This window comes from Amycolatopsis sp. CA-230715 (genome assembly GCF_018736145.1).
Taxonomy (GTDB): Bacteria; Actinomycetota; Actinomycetes; order Mycobacteriales; family Pseudonocardiaceae; genus Amycolatopsis.
In genome coordinates, this window is record NZ_CP059997.1 from 1,448,143 (window position 1) to 1,465,883 (window position 17,741).

The window sequence follows — 17,741 nt, forward strand, 5'->3', positions numbered from 1 at the left end:
CCGGGAGCGGACCGGCGCGCCGGTGCCCAAAGTCCTCTGATGGTCTCCATTCGTCCCCTATTCACCTCGCCCGCACCCGCCGCACGATCGGCGGAGCCATCGAGAAAGGGGAAGTTCATGGAGTCATCGACATCGGAGCCGCGCGTGGTGATCGTCGGAGTGGACGGGTCCGAGCAGAGCGTGGCGGCGTTGCGGTGGGCTCTCACGATCGGTAGCGGGCCCGGTGACACGGTCCGCGCCATCACCGTCACCGGGTCGGACGATCTGCTCCCCGGCACGTCGTTCGCCGTACAGCCGTACGGGAGGCACCCGGTGCCGCCACGGGAGTTCTCGCTGACCGAACTGGTGACGCGGTTGCGCCAGGAAGGGATCGGCGAACGGGTACTGGAAGCCCGCACCGACCGAGGGGATCCCGCGACGGTTCTGCTCGCCGCGGCCGCCGAAGCGGATCTGCTCGCCGTCGGCGCGCACCGGGGTGGCGTGGTGAAGGACCTCCTGATGGGAGGCGTCGCGACCGAATGCGTACGGCGGGCGTCCTGCCCCGTCATCGTGGTCAACCCCGAGGCGGCCAAGCGGTTCGTGCCCGCGTCGGCGGAGTGACGGAACGGCCGGGACAGCGCACTCGTCCCGGCCCGTTTCATCCGGCACTGCGCACGCAGGCGCGGACCACCGCATCCGCGTCGCGGACCATCACCCGGTTCTCGAGACCGCTCGGCACCTCCGCGGGAACCTCGGGATCGGGCGAGACGAGTACCACCGGTACGTGCGCCCGCACCGCGCAGACCGCGCCGAACTCCCGCGCGGTGATCCGGTCGCCCTGCCCCCGGACGTCCACCAGCAGCCCCGGCGGATCGGGCTCGTCGAGCGGGCAACGCCCGCCCGGCGCCAGCGCCCGGCACAACCCCGCCTTGGTGTGGCAGGACGCCACCCGGCACCCCTGCCCCACCAGCCTGCGCCGCAACGGATCCGCGTCGCCGAACCGCGCTTCGGTCAGCAGCACTCGCATGTCAGCCCACCACCATCCTGGTCAGCGCCCGCTCGGCACCCCGGGCGAGTTCGAGGTCTTCCCTGGTCGTCACGAGCAGCACCGCCGGGCCGGCGCCCGCGACGCTGAGCATCCGATCGCCGGGGACCCCGTCCGGCAGATCCGGCACCCGCACGCCGAGCACCCGCAGCCCGCGGGCGATGTCGACGACCACGGCGGGCTGGTGGTCGCTGACGCCACCGGTGAACACGATCGCGTCGATCCGGTCCAGGCTCATCGCCGCGGCCCCGATCTCGCGGCGGATGCGGTGCCGGTAGACCTCGAGCGCCAGCACCGCGTCACGGTTGCCGGCGGCCGCGGCGGCCGTGACCGCCCTGACGTCGCCACTGGTCCCGCTCATCCCGGCCAGGCCGGAGCGGTGGTTCAGTGCGTCGCTCATCTCGTCCGGGGACATCGGCGCGGTCCGCATGACGTGCAGGAGCAGTCCCGGATCGATCGATCCCGACCTGGTCGCCATCGCGGCGCCTTCCAGCGGGGTGTACCCCATGCTGGTGTCCACGCTCCTGCCGTCCTTGATCGAGGTCACCGACACGCCAGCGCCGAGGTGGCAGCACACGATCCGCAGCGCGTCGGCGTCGCGGTGGAGCATCCGCGCGGCGCCCCGCAGTGCCGACTGGCAGGACAGCCCGTGGAAACCGTACCGGCGCAACCGGTTCTGCCTGGTCCAGCTCCGTGGCAGCGGGTAGTGCGCGGCCGCGTCGGGCAGATGCGCGTGGAACGCCGTGTCGAAGCACGCCACCACCGGCACCTCCGGGACCACTCGCATCGCTTCTCGCGCGACAGCAAGCGAAAGTGGCTGGTGCACCGGCGCGAACGGCACCAGTCGCTCCAATGTGGACATCATGGGCGCGGCAAGCTCGGCCGGTTCCTTCCGCGCACCACCGTGGACGAACCGAATCGCGACGGCGTCGGGCGTCTGCCAGCGCCGGATCGCCTCGCCGACCGGCGCCTCGACACCGTCCGCGCCGGAAATCGGCCAAGCCGCCCATCCGACGGCGGCCCCGTCGACGACCATCGAGGCCTTCAGGCTCGACGAGCCGGGGTTCAAGGTCAGCACACGCATGGTCGCTCCTCCATCGGGTCAGGGTGTGAGAGTGCGAAGCAACGGATCTGCCGGCGCGCACCGCTCCCAGCGGATCCGGATGTCCAAGGCAACGCATCCGTTCGCGGCGACCCTGACCGGATTGAGGTCGAGCTCGGCGATTTCGGGCAGCAGCACGGCCAGCGCGCCGAGGCGCACCAGCAGATCGTGCACGGCCGCCCGGTCGATCCCGGTGGCCCAGAGCGCGTCCGAGGACCGCAAACCGTCCAGCATCAGATCGGCGTCGGTGGCGGTGACCGGAGCGAGCCGGGCCGAATGATCGGCGACCAGATCGGTGTCGGTGCCCCCGAGCCCGAACACGACCAGCGGGCCGAACACGGCGTCGGACCGGATCCCCAGCACGAGATCGCGGCCGGGCGGGGCCATCGGCTGCACGAGCACGCCGCGCAACCGGGAACCGAACCGGGCGCGCAGCTCCCGGTGCGCACCGCGAACGGCGTCGGCGTCGGGCAGCCCGAGCACCACCGCGCCGCTCGCGCTCTTGTGCAGCACGCCTTCGGCGTCGGCCTTCAGCACCACGGGACCGCCGAACGTCTCCAAGGCCGCGACCGCATCGTCCTCAGTGGACGCGTATCGGCTCGCGGTCACCGGGAACCCAGCCACCTTCAGCACTTCTTCGCACTGCTGCGGCGAAAGCCAGTTCGCATCGGCCGGGATCAGGTCCGCGACCGTCCTGAGCGCGGCGGTGTCCAGCGTTTCCGGGGTCGGCCCCGCCGGGCGGTGGCGCCAGCGCGCGTACCGGGACAAGGCTGCCAGTACCGCCGCGGCATCCACGACGTCGGCGTAGGAGGCGGTGGCCGGTCGTCCCGGCGCGTAGTCCACCGGCTTCACCCGTTCCACCTGGCCCGGCCGCACCAGGAGCACCGTCTTGGCCGCGCGGTCCAGTAGCGGCGCGAGCGCGCCCTGCGGGTCGCCGACCGCCGTGGGCACCGTGATCACCAGCACCGCGTCGACGCCCTCGTCACCGAGCAGGATCCGCAGCGCCTCGCTGAAGATGATGGCGGGCACGGCCGCGGTGGTGTCGACCGGATTGGACACGGAGGCCTGCGAAGGCAGGACGGCACGAAGCCGATCCGCGGTACCGCGGGACAACGGCGTGAGAACGAGGCCGTCGCGTTCGCACGCGTCGGCCGCGAGCACACCCGCGCCACCGGCGTTGCTGATCACCGCGACCTTCGAGCCGCCTGGCAGGGGTTGCCAGGAAAGGGCGGCGACCACGTCCGCGACGGCGGACAGCGAGTCGACGGCGATCACGCCGGCCTGCTCGTAGAGCGCTTCGCGGAGCACGACGGGGGTGGCCGCGGCGGCGGTGTGGGACGCGGCGGCGGACCTCGCGGTCTCACCGGTGCCCACCCGGACCGCGACTACCGGCTTGGTCCTGGCGAGCGCTCTCGCCAGCCGCGTGAACCGCCTCGGGTTGCCGAAGGACTCCAGGTACAGCACGGCGATCTCGGTCCGGCGGTCGTTCCCCCACCACGCGAGCAGGTCGTTTCCGCTGACGTCGTACTTGTCCCCGGTGGAGACCACGGACGAGATGCCGAGCCCCAGTGACGCCAGTGCGCCCGCGAGCGCTATCGCGACGCCACCGGACTGCGTCACCACCCCGACCCGTCCCGCCGGTACGGGGCCGGCGAGAAACGTGGCATCGAGTTCCTGGCCCGGTTCGGTGCTGGCGACGCCGAGGCAGTTGGGACCCACCATCCGCAGGCCGTACCGGCGGATCGACCGCCGCATCCGTTCCTCGTGCGGTGTCCCGGTGATCCCCGACGAGATGACTACGACGGCGCGCACGCCCGACCGGCCGCACTCCTCGACCGCGTCGGCGGCTTCCGGTGGTGGAAGGCAGATCACGGCCAGTTCGGGCGGATCGGCCAGCGCGGTCACCGAGCGAGCCGACGGGACGCCGAGAACCTGGTCAGTGCGGGGGTTCACGACGGCGACCCGGGCGTGGTCGCCGCTTCGGAGGAGGTTCGCCAGCACCGCGTGCCCCACCGAGCTTTCGCGCCGTCCGGCGCCGATCACCGCGACCGAAGCGGGCCGAAGGACGTGGGCAAGGCTCGCTTCTTCGGCCGCGCGATCGCGGCCGGTGACCGCGCGGCGATACCGGTCGTCGGGGTTCAGCCGGACCGTCGCGAGCACCTCCGGCCCGTCGCGGTCGAGTTCGTAGGGCAGGCCGAGGTCCGCCAGCACCCGCAGCATCGCCGAGTTCTCGGCCAGCACCTCCGCCACGAAGACCCGGAGGTGGTGCTGCCTGCCGATCGACACGAGGTGCTCGAGCAGTTGGGTCGCGACCCCGTGCGCCTGTACCGAGGCGTCGACGACGAGCGCGATCTCCGCGTACGCGCTGTCGTCGAGCACCTCGTAGTGCGCTACTCCGACCAACTCGTCTCGGAGGAAGCACCCGACGGCGGCATGCCGCTCGCCCGTCTCGGTCGCGATCTTGGCGGCGAGTGCGTCGTCCCGCGACGCGCCGGTCCCGAAGAACCGGAGATACCGGTCGTGCTCGCTGAGCCGCTCGTGCAGGGCGAGCACCGTCGCGGTGTCCGGCGGCCCGAGCGCCCGCACCGCGGCCACGGCCCCATCCGCGAGCAGCACTCGCGCCGTCGGTTCGGAAGACATGGATTTCCCTTTCGGCGAACGGTGAACGCGCTTCGGCCTCTGCTCCCAGCACACCCCGCGAGCCACCGGTGAAGCTGTGGCCGGACTGCCCGAACCGCGAGGACCTACGTCACCAGCCACCGGGCTAGGGACTTTGGGCCCTGTCTTCGGGCCCGGCGGCGATGCGAACGTCTGCCACCGAACGGAGGAGATATGAACGGACATCCGGACCAGTGGCCGATCGCGATCACGACCGGCCATACCGCCCACCGCGCCCGCGCCCGGGCGACGCTCACCACCACCGACGGCGCCACGTTCGCCGGGATCGGCATCGCCGAACGCGGTACCACCGAAGGTGGCACGCCGCAGGTCGCGAACTACCTTGCCGTCGCCAGGGCCCTGTCGGACCTCACCGCGGAACTGCTGGAGGCCGTCACGGCGGACATCGAGGCGAGCACGGCGCACCTGTTCGCCCAGCCGAGCGGCCGCGGCTGACCGGTTCCGCCGTCCACTGTGGACACAGTGGACGGCGGGGAGGTCATCGTGGTGCCGCGGTGGCCCCGTCCCAGGACCAGTTCCGGATCTCGGGCAGGTCCTCGCCGTGTTCGCGGATCCACGCGTGGTGGCGCGCCTGCGCTTCGGTCATCCGCTGGCGTGCCTGACCCGCGGTGGCCACGAGTCCGGGCACGCGGTCGATCACGTCGATCACGAGCTGGAACCGGTCCATGCTGTTGAGCACGAGCATGTCGAACGGGGTGGTGGTCGTGCCGTGTTCGGTGTAGCCGCGCACGTGCAGGTTGTGGTGGTTGCCGCGCCGGTAGGAGAGGCGGTGGATCAGCCACGGGTAGCCGTGGTAGGCGAAGATGACCGGCCGGTCCGGGGTGAACAGCGCGTCGAACTCGCGGTCGCTCATCCCGTGCGGGTGTTCGGCTTCGGGTTGCAGGCGCATCAGATCGACCACGTTGACCACCCGCACGGCCAGCTCCGGCACCAGTTCGCGCAGCAGCGCGGCCGCCGCGAGCACCTCCAGGGTCGGTGCGTCACCGGCGCAGGCCAGCACCACGTCGGGTTCGCGCTCGGGGTGCGCGCTCGCCCAGTCCCAAATGGACACACCACGGGCGCAGTGCAGCGCGGCCTGCTCCGGGTCGAGCCAGTCCGGGGTGTCGTTCTTGCCCGCCACCACGACGTTGACGTAATCGCGGCTGCGCAGGCAGTGGTCCATGACGTGCAGGAGCGTGTTGGTGTCGGGCGGGAAGTACACCCGCACCACCTCGGCGCTCTTGTTCGCGACGTGGTCGACGAAACCCGGGTCCTGGTGGGAAAACCCGTTGTGATCCTGCCGCCACACGTGCGAGGTGAGCAGGTAGTTGAACGAGGCGACGGGCCGCCGCCACGGGATTCCCCGGTGCACCTTCAGCCATTTCACGTGCTGGTTCACCATCGAGTCCACGATGTGCGTGAACGCTTCGTAGCACGAGAACAGCCCGTGCCGCCCGGTCAGCAGGTAGCCTTCGAGCCAGCCCTGGCAAAGGTGTTCCGACAGCACTTCCAGCACACGACCGTTGACGGCCAGGTGCTCGTCCACCGGCTCGACAGCGGCCTGCCATTCCTTGTTCGTCGCCTCGAACACCGCGTCGAGCCGGTTCGACGCGGTCTCGTCCGGGCCGAACAGGCGGAAGTTGCCCCGGCCCGCGTTAAGCCGGAACACGTCGCGCAGGTAGCGGCCCAGCGCCCTGGTCGGCTCCGTCGCGCTCACCCCCGGCCGCGCCACCGCCACCGAATACTCGCCGGCACGCGGCAACGCGAGTGGCCGCAGAACGGAACCGCCGTTCGCGTGCGGGCTCGCGCCCATCCTCCGCGCGCCACGGGGAATCAACGCGGAGACGAGGTTGCCCGGCCTGCCGTCGTGGTCGAACAGCTCGTGCGGCCGGTAGGACCGCAGCCACCGCTCCAGATCCTCGAGATGCTCGGGATTTTCCCGCGGCGACGCGAGCGGCACCTGGTGGGCGCGCCAGGTACCCTCCACCCGATGGCCGTCCACAAGGGACGGTCCGGTCCAGCCTTTGGGGCTGCGCAGCACGATCATCGGCCACACCGGCCGGGTACCCCGCTCCCTGATCCGGCGGTACTCCGCCACGATTTCGTCCATGGTGGCCGCCATCGCCTGGTGCATCGTCACCGGATCAGCACCCTCGACATAGCGCGGCGCGTAGCCGTACCCGCGCAACAACGCGTCGAGTTCGTCGTGCCCGATCCGCGCCAGCACCGTCGGGTTGGCGATCTTGTACCCGTTGAGGTGCAGAATCGGCAACACCACACCGTCACGCGTCGGATCGAGGAACTTGTTGGCGTGCCAACTCGTCGCCAACGGCCCCGTCTCCGCCTCCCCATCACCAACGACACACGCGACCACGAGATCCGGATTGTCGAACGCCGCCCCGAAAGCGTGCGCGAGGGAGTACCCGAGCTCACCACCCTCATGGATCGAACCAGGCACCTGCGGCGCGACATGACTCGGCACACCACCGGGAAAGGAGAACTGCCGGAACAACGCCTCCATCCCCGCGGCATCCCGGGTGACCTCCGGCCACGCCTCGGTATAACTGCCTTCCAGCCAGGTGTTCGCCAGCAGCGCCGGACCACCATGACCAGGACCGGTCACGAACAACGCGTCGAACCCATGCGTGACGATCGCGCGGTTGAGATGGGCGTAGACGAAGTTGAGGCCGGGCGAAGTGCCCCAGTGCCCCAGCAACCTCGGCTTGACGTGCTCCGGCCGCAACGGCTCGGTCAACAGCGGGTTGGCCAGCAGGTAGATCTGACACGCCGCGAGGTAGTTGGCCGCACGCCACTGGGCGTCGACCTGCGCCAGCTCCTTCTTGCCCAGCACGCCCTCGGATGTTTCGACGGCGGTCATGCGTCGTCCTGGCTCGGGACGACGAGGACGGGGCATTCGGCGTGCTGGACCAGTGCCTGACTGGTCGAGCCGAGCAGCATGCCGCGGAACCCGCCACGACCACGCGTACCAACCACGACGAGCTGTGCGACGGCGGACTGCTCGATCAACACGTGCCGGGCGCGGTCACGCACCAGATGACGACGCACCTGCACATCCGGGTACTTCTCCTGCCACCCGGCAAGCCGCTCCGCGAACAGGCGCTCCTCACCCTCTTCGAGGGATTGCCATTCCGGCACGAGCCGAGCGGTCCCGTAGACGTCGTCGTAGGTGACATCGCTCCAGGCGTGCACGGCGACCAGTTCGGCTCCCCGGTGGGAAGCCTCCTCGAACGCGTACTCGATCGCGGGCTCACTGCTCGGGGTACCGTCCACCCCCACCACGACGAGCCCCGACGTGGGCACATACGTGGTGTGATTGCGGCCCCGCACCACCACGACCGGGCAGTGCCCGTGCCGCGACACCGCCGCGGCGGTGGACCCGACGAGCATCCCGGTGAAACCACCCTTGCCCGAAGCACCGACCACCACCATCGGCGCCTCCTTCGACAACTCGATCAGCAGCGGGCTCGGCGCGTCCACCGGCATCGCGGTGGTCACCGGCAGGTCACCACCGGAGAGGGCGGTTTCCTTGGCCTCGCTGACGAACTGCTCCCCCGCTTCCCGCACCGCGTCGAACAACGGGGGTCCCGCGAGCCCTCCCCCGTAGTACAACTCGCTCATCCGCAGGCCGTGCACGATGCGGAGGCCGAGGTGGCGCCGCCTGGCTTCGTCCGCGGCCCAGAGGACCGCCTGCTTCGATCCGGCGGAGCCGTCGACTCCCACCACGATCTCGCCGCTGTTCGTCTTCACTGGTCGTTCCCCTTCGCGGTAACGGATACGGTTTCGGCTGACGCGCAGCCGGGAACTGCTTCGGCCAGCAGCGTGGCGACGTGGCGGTCCGTGGCGTCGTCGAAGGCGTCGGTGATCCGGACGGCGCCGTCGCGCACCTCGACGGTCCACCGGCCGTTGCCGCCGTAGATCTCCAGCCGGTGGCGGACGTCGGCGGCGATCGCGCTGTCCTCGCGCGCCAGCACCCGCACCACGTCACCCCTGGTGACGATTCCGACCACAGTGGACCCATCGACGATCGGCATCGCGCGGATGCGGCTGTCGACCAGCGCCTGGCACACTTCGGCCACGTCGGCGCCCGCGCTCATCGCGGTCGCCGGGGTGGTCATCACCGCTTCGACCGTGTTCGCCGCGGCGTGCCAGTCCGGGTCGCTGTGGCGCGCGTCCGGCGGAACCCGGTCCTTGATCAGGTCGGCTTCGGTCACGATGCCGATCAGCCGATCGTCTTCGTCCACCACCGGCAGCGCGGTGAACCCGTGCGACGCCAGCACCTTCGCGGCGTCCTTGACCGTCGTGTCCGGTCCCGCGGTCAGCACCGGCGCGGTCATCAAGTCGCGAGCGCGCATTGTCGCCTCCCTGTTCGCTCTGGTCGATCAGACGGTAAGCGGCGCCGGGGCGGCCTCGCCGCGGCCGTTGGCAACCGGCGAAGGGGACAAACGTCCTTCAAATCCATTGAGGACGGACGAGAACGTGCCCTCCCGCCAACGCCAGGCCAGATCCGTCGCGCACCGGTCGGCCGCATCGGCCTCGAACCGCCGCAGCACGCCGAAGACCGACGACGAAAGACTCTTCTCCTCGGCGGCCCTGGCGAGGGCGTCGAAATGCCACATCGCGAGCACCGCGGCACGGTGCGCTTCGAGGAGCTGCCTCCATTCGCGCGCCGGGCCGCGACGGCCGGACACCGCGAGCAGGCAGTCGTAGCGCTGGACCGCGTTGAGCGCGCGCTGTGCCGCGGCGGACCGGGTATCGCGCTCCTCGGCATCCGCCAGTTCGCCGAGGCGCCGGCCGACCGCCTGGCTCGCCGTGGCGAGCAGGCTCCGGAACGCCGCTTCGGCCGGCAACCTGGCTATCCGGGGCCGTTCGCGTTCGGGCTCTTCCTCCAGCACGACCACGAGCACGTCGAGCGCGTGCAGCAGGTTCAGGTACCTCGTCGAATCGAGGACGTCGACGACCTCGGCGCGGTTTTCCTCCGCGCGCGCGGTGAAGTACTCGTCGAGCACCACGCCAGCGTCGCCCGTCTCGAAATCACCGGACACCTCGTCGAGCCGCCGGCGCAGGCGAACGCGTTGCGCCTCGTCGTCGACGAACGGTGCGAGGGCGGAGAGAACCCAGCGGAGCTCGGCGCGGATGGTCCGCGTGAGCTTCCTGCCCCCGGTCAGCGGCGCGCACTGCTTCAGGACCAGGCGGATCCGCTGTGCCGTTTCGTGCAACCGTGCCACCGCGCCGGGCAGCTCCCGGCGAACCGCGCAGTCCTCGAACGGCAACGCGGCCACCTCGGTCCGCAGGTACCGCAGAGCGAGGTCCCGCCCGGTGAGCGCGCGGTGGGACCGGTGCCGCCGGGGCCCCAGCACCCGCGCTATCGCCTCGGCACGGGGTGTCGGGTGTCGCTCGTCCCAGTGCCGGCTTTTCCCGTCCCGCAACGAAGTCAGCGTGACGCGGGTTTCGCCGCCGTTCGGCCGCGGCGCGTTTTCGCGGCGCACCACCGGTTCCAGGTCGGCCCGGCGGGTGAAGGCGGTCACCAGCCACCGCAGGTCGTGCGGAACGGACGTGAGCCCCGGAGTGGGCGCCAGCGACACCGATTCCTGTCCGAGATCGAGGTGCCAGCCTGGCGCGTCGCCACCGATGGTCCGGTACAACACGATCCCGCGGGCGTGCAACCGCAGTCCCGAGGTGTCGTAGTAGGTTTCGGTGCCCTCGCCCCGGTTCACCGCGCACCGTCCGGCCTGACCACCGCGACCGGGCACGGCGCGTGTGCGATGAGCGCCTGGCTGGTCGAGCCGAGCAGCATGCCGGTGAACCCGCCGCGGCCGCGGTTGCCCACCACGACCAGCCGTGCGGATTCGCCGTATTCGAGCAAGGTCCGGACCGGCCGCCCGCGCACCACCACGGCCGTCACCGCGACGCCGGGGAACTTCGCCCGCCATCCGGCGAGTTGCGCGGCCAGTTCGGCCTCCAGCCCGGCGATGACCTCGCGCGGGTCTTCGGACATCGCGCGCGGTCGCAGGGTTCCGTCCGCGATCACGTCGTTCCAGGTGCGGACCGCGATCAGTTCGGTATCGCACGACGCGGCCTCTTCGAACGCGAACGCCAGCGCGGCATCGCTTTCGGCCGAACCGTCAGTGCCGACGACGACGGCACCGGACCCGGGTGGCGGATCGACCGGGGTCCGGCCCCGCACCACCATCAGCGGGCATCGGGCGTGCGCGGCCACCGCCACCGCGGTGGATCCGACGAGCAGGCCGGTGAACCCGCCGAGGCCACGCGAACCGACGACCAGCACGCGCGCCAATCCGGACTCCTGGACGAGCGCCGACACCGGATTCCACTCCCGCGTCGCCGTCTCCACCACCAGCCCCGGATGCGTTGCCAGCACGGCCTTCTTCGCGTCCGCGAGCCAGTCCGAACCCCGGTCCGCCAACCGTTCGCGAACCGCGGAGATCGGGCCGACCAGGCCGGGCAAACCTGTCCGCGGCACGGTGTAGACGTGGACGAGGCGCAGGGGCAGGCCGTGCCGGACAGCCTCGTCGGCCGCCCACAGGGCCGCGCGCGCCGCCGATTCCGAACCGTCGATACCGGCGACGACCGTGTGCCTAGTCGGGCCGGACATGGCTCATCGCCTCCGTCGCGCCGTCGTGGCGCCGCGCCGCGCGCGAGGCCCACAATCGGGTTCGCGCTGCTTCGTCGGCGACCCGCAACTCGTCCGCGCTCACCACGAGCGCGTCCGGTCCGGGGAACACGGTCGAGACGTGGTCGTCGTTGAGCCAGCGGACCACGTACGGCGGAGTGCCGTCGTCGGTGCGGACGTCCAGGATCCGGCCGCGCTGGTCCGGGCTGTCCACCCGGGTTCCCTTGACCACGAGCCAGTCACCCGTTTTCGCGCGCATCTTTCCTCCATTTCGGTTTCCCGCCGTGTCACCCGCGACCCGGCCCGGGACGGATTACGCCTGCGACGACGTTTTCGCCAGCGCGAGGCCGATTTCCCGGCCCCACGCGGAGATGGCGTGCCAGTCCCGGTAGTCACCGTCCTTGACCCGCAAGGCTTTGACGAGCGCGCGCTCGGCGAACCGCAGCACGCCGCGATCGATCTTCCCGCCGAACACCCGGTGTTCGACGGCACCGGTGTCCGCCAGCAGACGAGCCGTGAACTCCGTCGCCTCGGCCGGTCTCAGCGGCTCCCCCACCGGCCCGCTCGAAAACAGCCAGACCGGCATCGCGCGCAGCACGGCCGCGTGCCGGTCGACGAACCGCGCGGCCGTTTCGAGCCAGTGTCCGATGTAGACGGCGCTGCCGAGCACGACCGCGTCGTACTCGGCCGGGTCCACGGCCGTTTCCGCGAACAGCACCTCGACCTCGGCCGGAGTGCCCGCCTCGTCGAGGGCCTCCCCGATAGCACGGCCGAGCACGTCGGCGATCTCCCTGGTGGCACCGTGTTTGCTGGCCACCGCGACGAGCACGTTCACGGCGCTACCTCCGCCGGTCGCCCGGCGTCCTGCGGGCCGAGTTCGATCGACACCACACCCGGCACCGTCCTGGCCAGGGCCCGCACGACCTGGCGCTCCGCGTCGTCGTGGAACTCGCCCCTGATGGTGACCGCGCCGCCGATCACCTCGACCGACCAGCGGTCGCGGTGCCCGGAGTAGTCCGTGAGCAGGGCCAGCAGCCGTGCCGCGATCGAATCGTCGCCGCGGACCAGCGGGCGGAGCACGTCGCGCCTGCTCACGATCCCGACCAGCACCCCGTCGTCGACCACCGGCACGCTCCGCAGCCGGTCACCCAGCATCCGGCGGGCGATCTCGCGGGCGTCGGTGTCGAGCGAGACCACCTCCACCGGTGTCGTCATCCGCTCGCGCACCCGCCTCGCCGGGTCGAACCCGTTCTCGGTCGTCTCGGCGCGCAGGGCGTCGGACTCGGTGAACACGCCCACCACCCTGCTGTCCGCGTCGACCACCGGAAGAGCCGCCACACCGTGCTCGGTGAGCAGTGCGACCGCCTCGCGCACCGGCGTGGACGGCCCCACCCGCACCACCGGACGGGTCATGATTTCGTGTGCCTGCATGACAAAACCCTTCACTGGGGAGCTTGGCGCTCTTCGTCGTGCGCGGGCTCGCCGCGCTCCTCCCGCGCGAACACACGGCGCTCGGCGGCGGTCAGGTACCGCCGCAAACCCGATCGGCGCCCGCTCCCGCGGGCGGCGACGTCCCGTTTCGCCTCTGCCTGGATGGCAGCCTTCTCGGCCTCGTCCATCGGGTCGTTCTTCTTGTCCGCCACGATGTTTCCCCTTTCCTGTTCGAGGTCACCGCGGATTCGCGGGAACGATCATCACGGGGCAGTGCGCGTGGTGGAGCACCGCCTGGCTCGTCGAACCGAGCAGGAGCCCGCTGAAGCCGCCCCTGCCGCGGCTTCCCACGACGACCAGCCGCGCCCGCTTGCTCCAGTCGAGGAGGTTGTGCCGCGGCTTGTCCTGCACCACCACCCGGTCCACGCGGACGTCCGGGTACTTTTCGGCCCACCCGGCCAGCCGCTCGGCCAGCAGGCGACGCTCGGCCTTTTCCACCGGCTCCCATTCGAAGTACATCCTGGCCTCGCTGAACAACCCCGCGGAATCACCGTCGTGCCAGGTGTGCAACGCCACCAGCGGAGCGTGCGCGAACGAGGCCGCCTCGAACGCGTGCGCGAGCGCGGACTCACTGGTAGGGCTTCCGTCGACGCCGACGACCACCGACCCGTCGCGCACCGCTCCCCTGACCACGACGACCGGGCACCGGGCACGCGCCGCGAGGGAAACCGAGACCGACCCCTCCAGCAGCGCGGCGACCGCCGAGTTCGGCTCACCCAGCACGACCATCCTGGCCCGGCGAGAAAGGTCGAGGAGCGCTTTGACCGGACCAACCGACACCGCCTCGGTGGTGATGTCCACCGACGGCGCCTCATCACCGACGATGGCCGCCGATTCCCGGAGCAGCTCGTCCGCGGCGACCTTCTTCATCGCCAGCCATTCGGTCGGCGGCGGGAAACTGGCACCCGGAGCCACATCCTCATACCCGTAAGCGGTGAAGATCCGCACCGGCGCACCACGCCGCCCCGCCTCCGCCGCCGCCCACCGGAGCGCGGGTTCGTTCCGCTCTCCGAGCACCACGGCAACCACGACGGGGAAGTTCTGCGAAGGCTTGTTCATCGGCACACCCGTTCGTCGAATCGGCACCGGCCACCGGCACGGGGCGGCCACTGCTCCCGACGGTATGCAGGCACCGGCCGCACCGATGCGGACTTTGGTCACCAGGCCCGAAGACCAACGGCTTGGGTGCCCGAGAGCCCCAGCTCCGGACGGCCCTGGCGCGCGTGACGAAGGGCCCTTTCCGCGCCGGGGCGCCGCGCTCGAAGCTGGCAGCATGCTTCCCGCCGACACTCCCGATCACGGGCCGGGCCTGCCCGCCGCCGTGTGCGAAACACATATCGGCATCGTCTTCCTCGTCGGCGATCTCGCCTACAAAATGAAGAAACCGGTCAACCTCGGCTTCCTCGACTTCTCCACCCGCGAAGCCAGAGAAGCGGTGTGCCACCGGGAAGTCGGGCTCAACCGCAGACTCGCACCCGACGTCTACCTCGGCGTCGCCGACATCTCCGGCCCCGACGGCACACCCTGCGACCACCTCGTCGTGATGCGGCGCATGCCGCAAGACCGCCGCCTCACCGCCCTCGTCCGACGACGCGACCCACTCGACGGCACCGTGCGCGACATCGCCCGCGAACTCGCCGGGTTCCACGCCACCGCGGACCGCGGACCCCACATCGACGCCGACGGCACCAGAGACGCCCTCACCGCGCGGTGGCGCGCCAGTTTCGAACAGGTACGCCGCTTCCACGGCACCGTCGTCGACCCCGCCACCGCGGACGAAATCGAACAACGCACCGAAGCCTTCCTCCGCGGCCGCCACGACCTGTTCGCCCGCCGGATCGCGCTGGGCAGGATCATCGACGGGCACGGCGATCTGCTCGCCGACGACATCTTCTGCCTCCCCGACGGACCCCGGATCCTCGACTGCCTCGAATTCGACGACCACCTGCGCCACGTCGACGGCATCGACGACATCGCCTTCCTCGCGATGGACCTCGAACGGCTCGACGCACCCGAACTCGGCACACTCCTCTACCAGCACTACCTCCGCTTCACCGGCGACACCCCACCCGACGCCCTGTGGCACCACTACCTCGCCTACCGCGCATTCGTCCGGGTCAAGGTCGCCTGCCACCGCTACAACCAGGGCGACCACCTGGCGAAAGCGGTCGCCGCCGAATACACCGCCATCGCACTCCGGCACACCCGCCTCACGAGCGTGCGACTGATCCTGGTCGGCGGCCTTCCCGGCTCCGGGAAAACCACCCTCGCCTCCGCACTCGCCGAACGGCTCGGCGCCACACTGCTGCACAGCGACCTGGTACGCAAGGAAATCCTCGGCAAACCCGGCACCTGGCACGCACCCGCCCCCTACCAGGAAGGCATCTACTCCCCCGAACAAACCACGAGCACCTACCACGAACTGACCCAACGCGCGCGAGAACTGCTGGCACTCGGCGAAACCGTCGTGCTCGACGCATCCTGGTCGTCCGGACAACACCGCGCACTCGCCGCCGAGATCGCCACCGGCACGCACAGCGAACTCGTCGCACTCGAATGCGTCGCACCGGACTCCGTTCGCACCAACCGGATCGTGACAAGAACGAATTCACCGTCCGACGTCACACCACGCGTCGCACGAGCGATGGCCGCCGCCGCGAACCCATGGCCGGAAGCCTTCCCCGTCGACACCACCAGATCGATCACCAACTCCGTGGCGCAGGCACTGCACGCGATCGCACCGCATTCCCGTTGAACTCATTCCGACCCGAAACGAGGCAGCACCCATGGATCGCGGACTCCCCGACGACTTCACCGTCACCACCGCCGTAGCCCTGGCCGCACGAGCCCCATCGGTGCACAACACCCAACCGTGGCGGTGGGGCCTCGGCGACCAGTCCCTGCACCTCTACGCCGACCAGGACCGGCGACTGTCCGAAACAGACCCCGAAGGGCGCGACCTCCTGCTCAGCTGCGGCGCCGCCCTCCACCACGCCCGAATCGGCCTCGCCGCGCTCGGCTGGCAATGCGAGATCCACCGCCTGCCCAACCCGGCCGATCCGGACCACCTCGCCGCGATCGAACCGCAGCAGGCCGCGCCGTGCGACATCGACCTGGCCGCCGCCATCCCCCGCCGACGGACCGACCGCCGCCGGTACAGCTCGTGGCCCGTTCCCCCTGGGCAGATCGAGGCGCTGGCCGCGGTCGCGGCGGACGAAGGCGCGGTACTCCGCAGGGCGGACGGCGCCGCCAGGTACACCCTCGCCGAGGCCATCGACACGGCGTACCGGCGCCATCAGGACGACCCGGCCTACCGGATCGAACTCGCCGCGTGGAGCGGGCGGCACGGCTCCACGGATGGGGTGCCTGCCAGGAACGCCACGGCGCCGGACCTGGCCCCCGACGCGCTCGCGTCCCGGCCGTTCGCCGATCCCCAGCTCGACCAAACCGCGAGCGCCGAAGACGACGCGGTCGCCCTGCTCGTGCTCAGCACCGCGTCGGATGACCGGATTTCGTTGCTGCGCGCGGGAGAAGCGACCAGCGCGGTCCTGCTCTCCGCGACCGCCACCGGACTCGCCTGCTGCCCACTCACCGAACCCCTCGAAATCGCCGACACCCGAGACCTCCTCCGCCACCGCGTCACCGGCGACCGCTACCCGCAAATGGTCCTGCGCGTCGGCTGGGCACCGATCAACGCCGACCCGCTGCCAGCCACCCCGCGACGCCCACTCGACGAAATCCTGCGCCCCCTGCGAGAAGTCGCCAGTTCCCCACACGAAGAAGGAGAAACCCGATGACCATACGGCTCGGTATAAACGGATTCGGCCGGATCGGTCGCGATGTCACCCGGCGGGTGCTCGAACTCGCGGACGGTTCGATCGAGATCGTCGCCGTCAACGACGTGACCGACGCCGCCACGCTGGCGCACCTGCTCGCCCACGACTCCACCTACGGCAGGCTCGGCACCGCGGTGTCCACTCAGGATTCGACGATCCGCGTCGGCGCGCATCAGATCGCCGTGCTGAACTCACCCGATCCGGCAGCACTGCCCTGGGCCGCGCTCGGCGTGGACGTCGTGCTCGAATCCACGGGCCGGTTCCGCGCCAGGAGCGCCGCGGCCGCGCACCTCGACGCGGGCGCGGCCAAGGTGGTCATTTCCGCGCCGGGCAAGGACGCCGACGCGACCATCGTGCTGGGCGTCAACGACGACACCTACCTGTCCGCCGCGCACCACGTGATCTCCAACGCGTCGTGCACGACGAACTGCGTGGCGCCCATGGTCAAGGTGCTGCACGAGGCGTTCGGGATCCGGCGCGGCATGATGACCACGATCCACAGCTACACCAACGACCAGGCGCTGCTCGACGCCCCGCACAAGGATCCGCGCCGGGCGCGGTCCGCCGCGGTCAACATGATCCCGACGAGCACCGGCGCCGCCCGCGCGATCGGGCTCGTGATCCCCGGTCTGGCAGGCAGGCTCGACGGCGTCGCCGTGCGGGTCCCGGTCGAGGACGGTTCCTTGACGGATCTCACCGTGCAGCTGGAGAAACCCGCGACCGTGGAACGGGTCAACGCGGCGTTCGCCGACGCGGCGCAGGGAAGTCTCAAGGACGTCCTGCGCTACGCCGAAGCGCCGATCGTCTCCAGGGACATCATCGGCGATCCGGCCTCGTGCGTGTTCGACGCGGGTCTCACCAAGGCCGACGACCGGCTCGTGAAGGTGTTCGGCTGGTACGACAACGAATGGGGTTACGCGTGCCGCACCGTCGAGCTGATCGAACTGGTGGGAAGCGGGCTCCGGTGAACCGGCGGTG

The 17,741-nt window shown here is 70.7% G+C and carries 18 protein-coding genes; 5 read left to right on the forward strand and 13 right to left on the reverse strand.

Annotated elements, in window-relative coordinates; all coding sequences use genetic code 11:
- The first annotated feature begins 117 nt into the window (after positions 1-117).
- Positions 118-600 (forward strand): universal stress protein, encoded by a 483-nt coding sequence (locus tag HUW46_RS06890; RefSeq protein ID WP_215546485.1) that lies wholly within the window; start codon positions 118-120, stop codon positions 598-600.
- Positions 601-637: 37 nt separating this feature from the next.
- Here the strand turns inward: HUW46_RS06890 and HUW46_RS06895 are convergent, their stop codons facing one another.
- Genes HUW46_RS06895 through HUW46_RS06905 form a run of 3 tightly spaced genes read right to left on the reverse strand, consistent with a single transcriptional unit; the run spans position 638 to position 4,766 of the window.
- Complete coding sequence (locus tag HUW46_RS06895) at positions 638-1,006, reverse strand: hypothetical protein (protein ID WP_215546486.1); 369 nt, start codon at positions 1,004-1,006, stop codon at positions 638-640.
- A gap of 1 nt (position 1,007) precedes the next feature.
- Complete coding sequence (locus tag HUW46_RS06900) at positions 1,008-2,108, reverse strand: acetate/propionate family kinase (protein ID WP_215546487.1); 1,101 nt, start codon at positions 2,106-2,108, stop codon at positions 1,008-1,010.
- Positions 2,109-2,126: 18 nt separating this feature from the next.
- On the reverse strand, positions 2,127-4,766 hold the full coding sequence (locus HUW46_RS06905) for a bifunctional acetate--CoA ligase family protein/GNAT family N-acetyltransferase (RefSeq protein WP_215546488.1): 2,640 nt from the start codon (positions 4,764-4,766) through the stop codon (positions 2,127-2,129).
- A 192-nt stretch (positions 4,767-4,958) separates the two neighbouring features.
- Here HUW46_RS06905 and HUW46_RS06910 point away from each other — a divergent pair, with 192 nt between their 5' ends.
- On the forward strand, positions 4,959-5,240 hold the full coding sequence (locus HUW46_RS06910) for a dsRBD fold-containing protein (protein WP_215546489.1): 282 nt from the start codon (positions 4,959-4,961) through the stop codon (positions 5,238-5,240).
- A gap of 43 nt (positions 5,241-5,283) precedes the next feature.
- Here the strand turns inward: HUW46_RS06910 and HUW46_RS06915 are convergent, their stop codons facing one another.
- Genes HUW46_RS06915 through HUW46_RS06960 form a run of 10 tightly spaced genes read right to left on the reverse strand, consistent with a single transcriptional unit; the run spans position 5,284 to position 13,986 of the window.
- The gene (locus HUW46_RS06915) at positions 5,284-7,662 is read right to left on the reverse strand and encodes a phosphoketolase family protein (RefSeq protein WP_215546490.1); all 2,379 of its coding nucleotides are present in this window, start codon (positions 7,660-7,662) and stop codon (positions 5,284-5,286) included.
- Positions 7,659-8,552 carry a universal stress protein gene (locus HUW46_RS06920; RefSeq protein ID WP_215546491.1) on the reverse strand — a complete coding sequence of 298 codons (894 nt, stop codon included), beginning with the start codon at positions 8,550-8,552 and terminating at the stop codon, positions 7,659-7,661. Before HUW46_RS06920 ends, HUW46_RS06915 begins: the two co-directional genes overlap by 4 nt.
- Positions 8,549-9,157, reverse strand: a complete 609-nt coding sequence (locus tag HUW46_RS06925) for a CBS domain-containing protein (RefSeq protein ID WP_215546492.1) — start codon at positions 9,155-9,157, stop codon at positions 8,549-8,551. The genes HUW46_RS06920 and HUW46_RS06925 overlap by 4 nt, the downstream gene beginning before the upstream one ends.
- A 27-nt stretch (positions 9,158-9,184) precedes the next feature.
- Positions 9,185-10,519 carry a hypothetical protein gene (locus HUW46_RS06930; RefSeq protein ID WP_215546493.1) on the reverse strand — a complete coding sequence of 445 codons (1,335 nt, stop codon included), beginning with the start codon at positions 10,517-10,519 and terminating at the stop codon, positions 9,185-9,187.
- Positions 10,516-11,418 carry a universal stress protein gene (locus HUW46_RS06935; RefSeq protein ID WP_215546494.1) on the reverse strand — a complete coding sequence of 301 codons (903 nt, stop codon included), beginning with the start codon at positions 11,416-11,418 and terminating at the stop codon, positions 10,516-10,518. The genes HUW46_RS06930 and HUW46_RS06935 overlap by 4 nt, the downstream gene beginning before the upstream one ends.
- The gene (locus tag HUW46_RS06940; RefSeq protein ID WP_215546495.1) at positions 11,402-11,695 is read right to left on the reverse strand and encodes a DUF1918 domain-containing protein; all 294 of its coding nucleotides are present in this window, start codon (positions 11,693-11,695) and stop codon (positions 11,402-11,404) included. The genes HUW46_RS06935 and HUW46_RS06940 overlap by 17 nt, the downstream gene beginning before the upstream one ends.
- 54 nt (positions 11,696-11,749) lie before the next feature.
- A complete protein-coding gene (locus HUW46_RS06945) occupies positions 11,750-12,271 on the reverse strand; it encodes a flavodoxin domain-containing protein (protein WP_215546496.1) in 522 nt (173 codons plus the stop codon).
- On the reverse strand, positions 12,268-12,867 hold the full coding sequence (locus tag HUW46_RS06950) for a CBS domain-containing protein (protein ID WP_215546497.1): 600 nt from the start codon (positions 12,865-12,867) through the stop codon (positions 12,268-12,270). Before HUW46_RS06950 ends, HUW46_RS06945 begins: the two co-directional genes overlap by 4 nt.
- Positions 12,868-12,878: 11 nt before the next feature.
- Positions 12,879-13,079: a hypothetical protein gene (locus tag HUW46_RS06955; RefSeq protein ID WP_215546498.1), complete on the reverse strand. Its 201-nt coding sequence runs from the start codon at positions 13,077-13,079 to the stop codon at positions 12,879-12,881.
- Positions 13,080-13,104: 25 nt separating this feature from the next.
- The gene (locus HUW46_RS06960; RefSeq protein ID WP_215545156.1) at positions 13,105-13,986 is read right to left on the reverse strand and encodes a universal stress protein; all 882 of its coding nucleotides are present in this window, start codon (positions 13,984-13,986) and stop codon (positions 13,105-13,107) included.
- 214 nt (positions 13,987-14,200) lie between these two features.
- On the opposite strand from HUW46_RS06960, the gene HUW46_RS06965 reads away from it, so the two are divergent.
- Genes HUW46_RS06965 through gap form a run of 3 tightly spaced genes read left to right on the forward strand, consistent with a single transcriptional unit; the run spans position 14,201 to position 17,731 of the window.
- Positions 14,201-15,682 (forward strand): bifunctional aminoglycoside phosphotransferase/ATP-binding protein, encoded by a 1,482-nt coding sequence (locus HUW46_RS06965; protein WP_215546499.1) that lies wholly within the window; start codon positions 14,201-14,203, stop codon positions 15,680-15,682.
- A gap of 31 nt (positions 15,683-15,713) precedes the next feature.
- The gene (locus tag HUW46_RS06970) at positions 15,714-16,724 is read left to right on the forward strand and encodes an Acg family FMN-binding oxidoreductase (protein WP_215546500.1); all 1,011 of its coding nucleotides are present in this window, start codon (positions 15,714-15,716) and stop codon (positions 16,722-16,724) included.
- The gene (gap, locus tag HUW46_RS06975) at positions 16,721-17,731 is read left to right on the forward strand and encodes a type I glyceraldehyde-3-phosphate dehydrogenase (RefSeq protein WP_215546501.1); all 1,011 of its coding nucleotides are present in this window, start codon (positions 16,721-16,723) and stop codon (positions 17,729-17,731) included. The genes HUW46_RS06970 and gap overlap by 4 nt, the downstream gene beginning before the upstream one ends.
- The last annotated feature ends 10 nt before the right edge of the window (positions 17,732-17,741 follow it).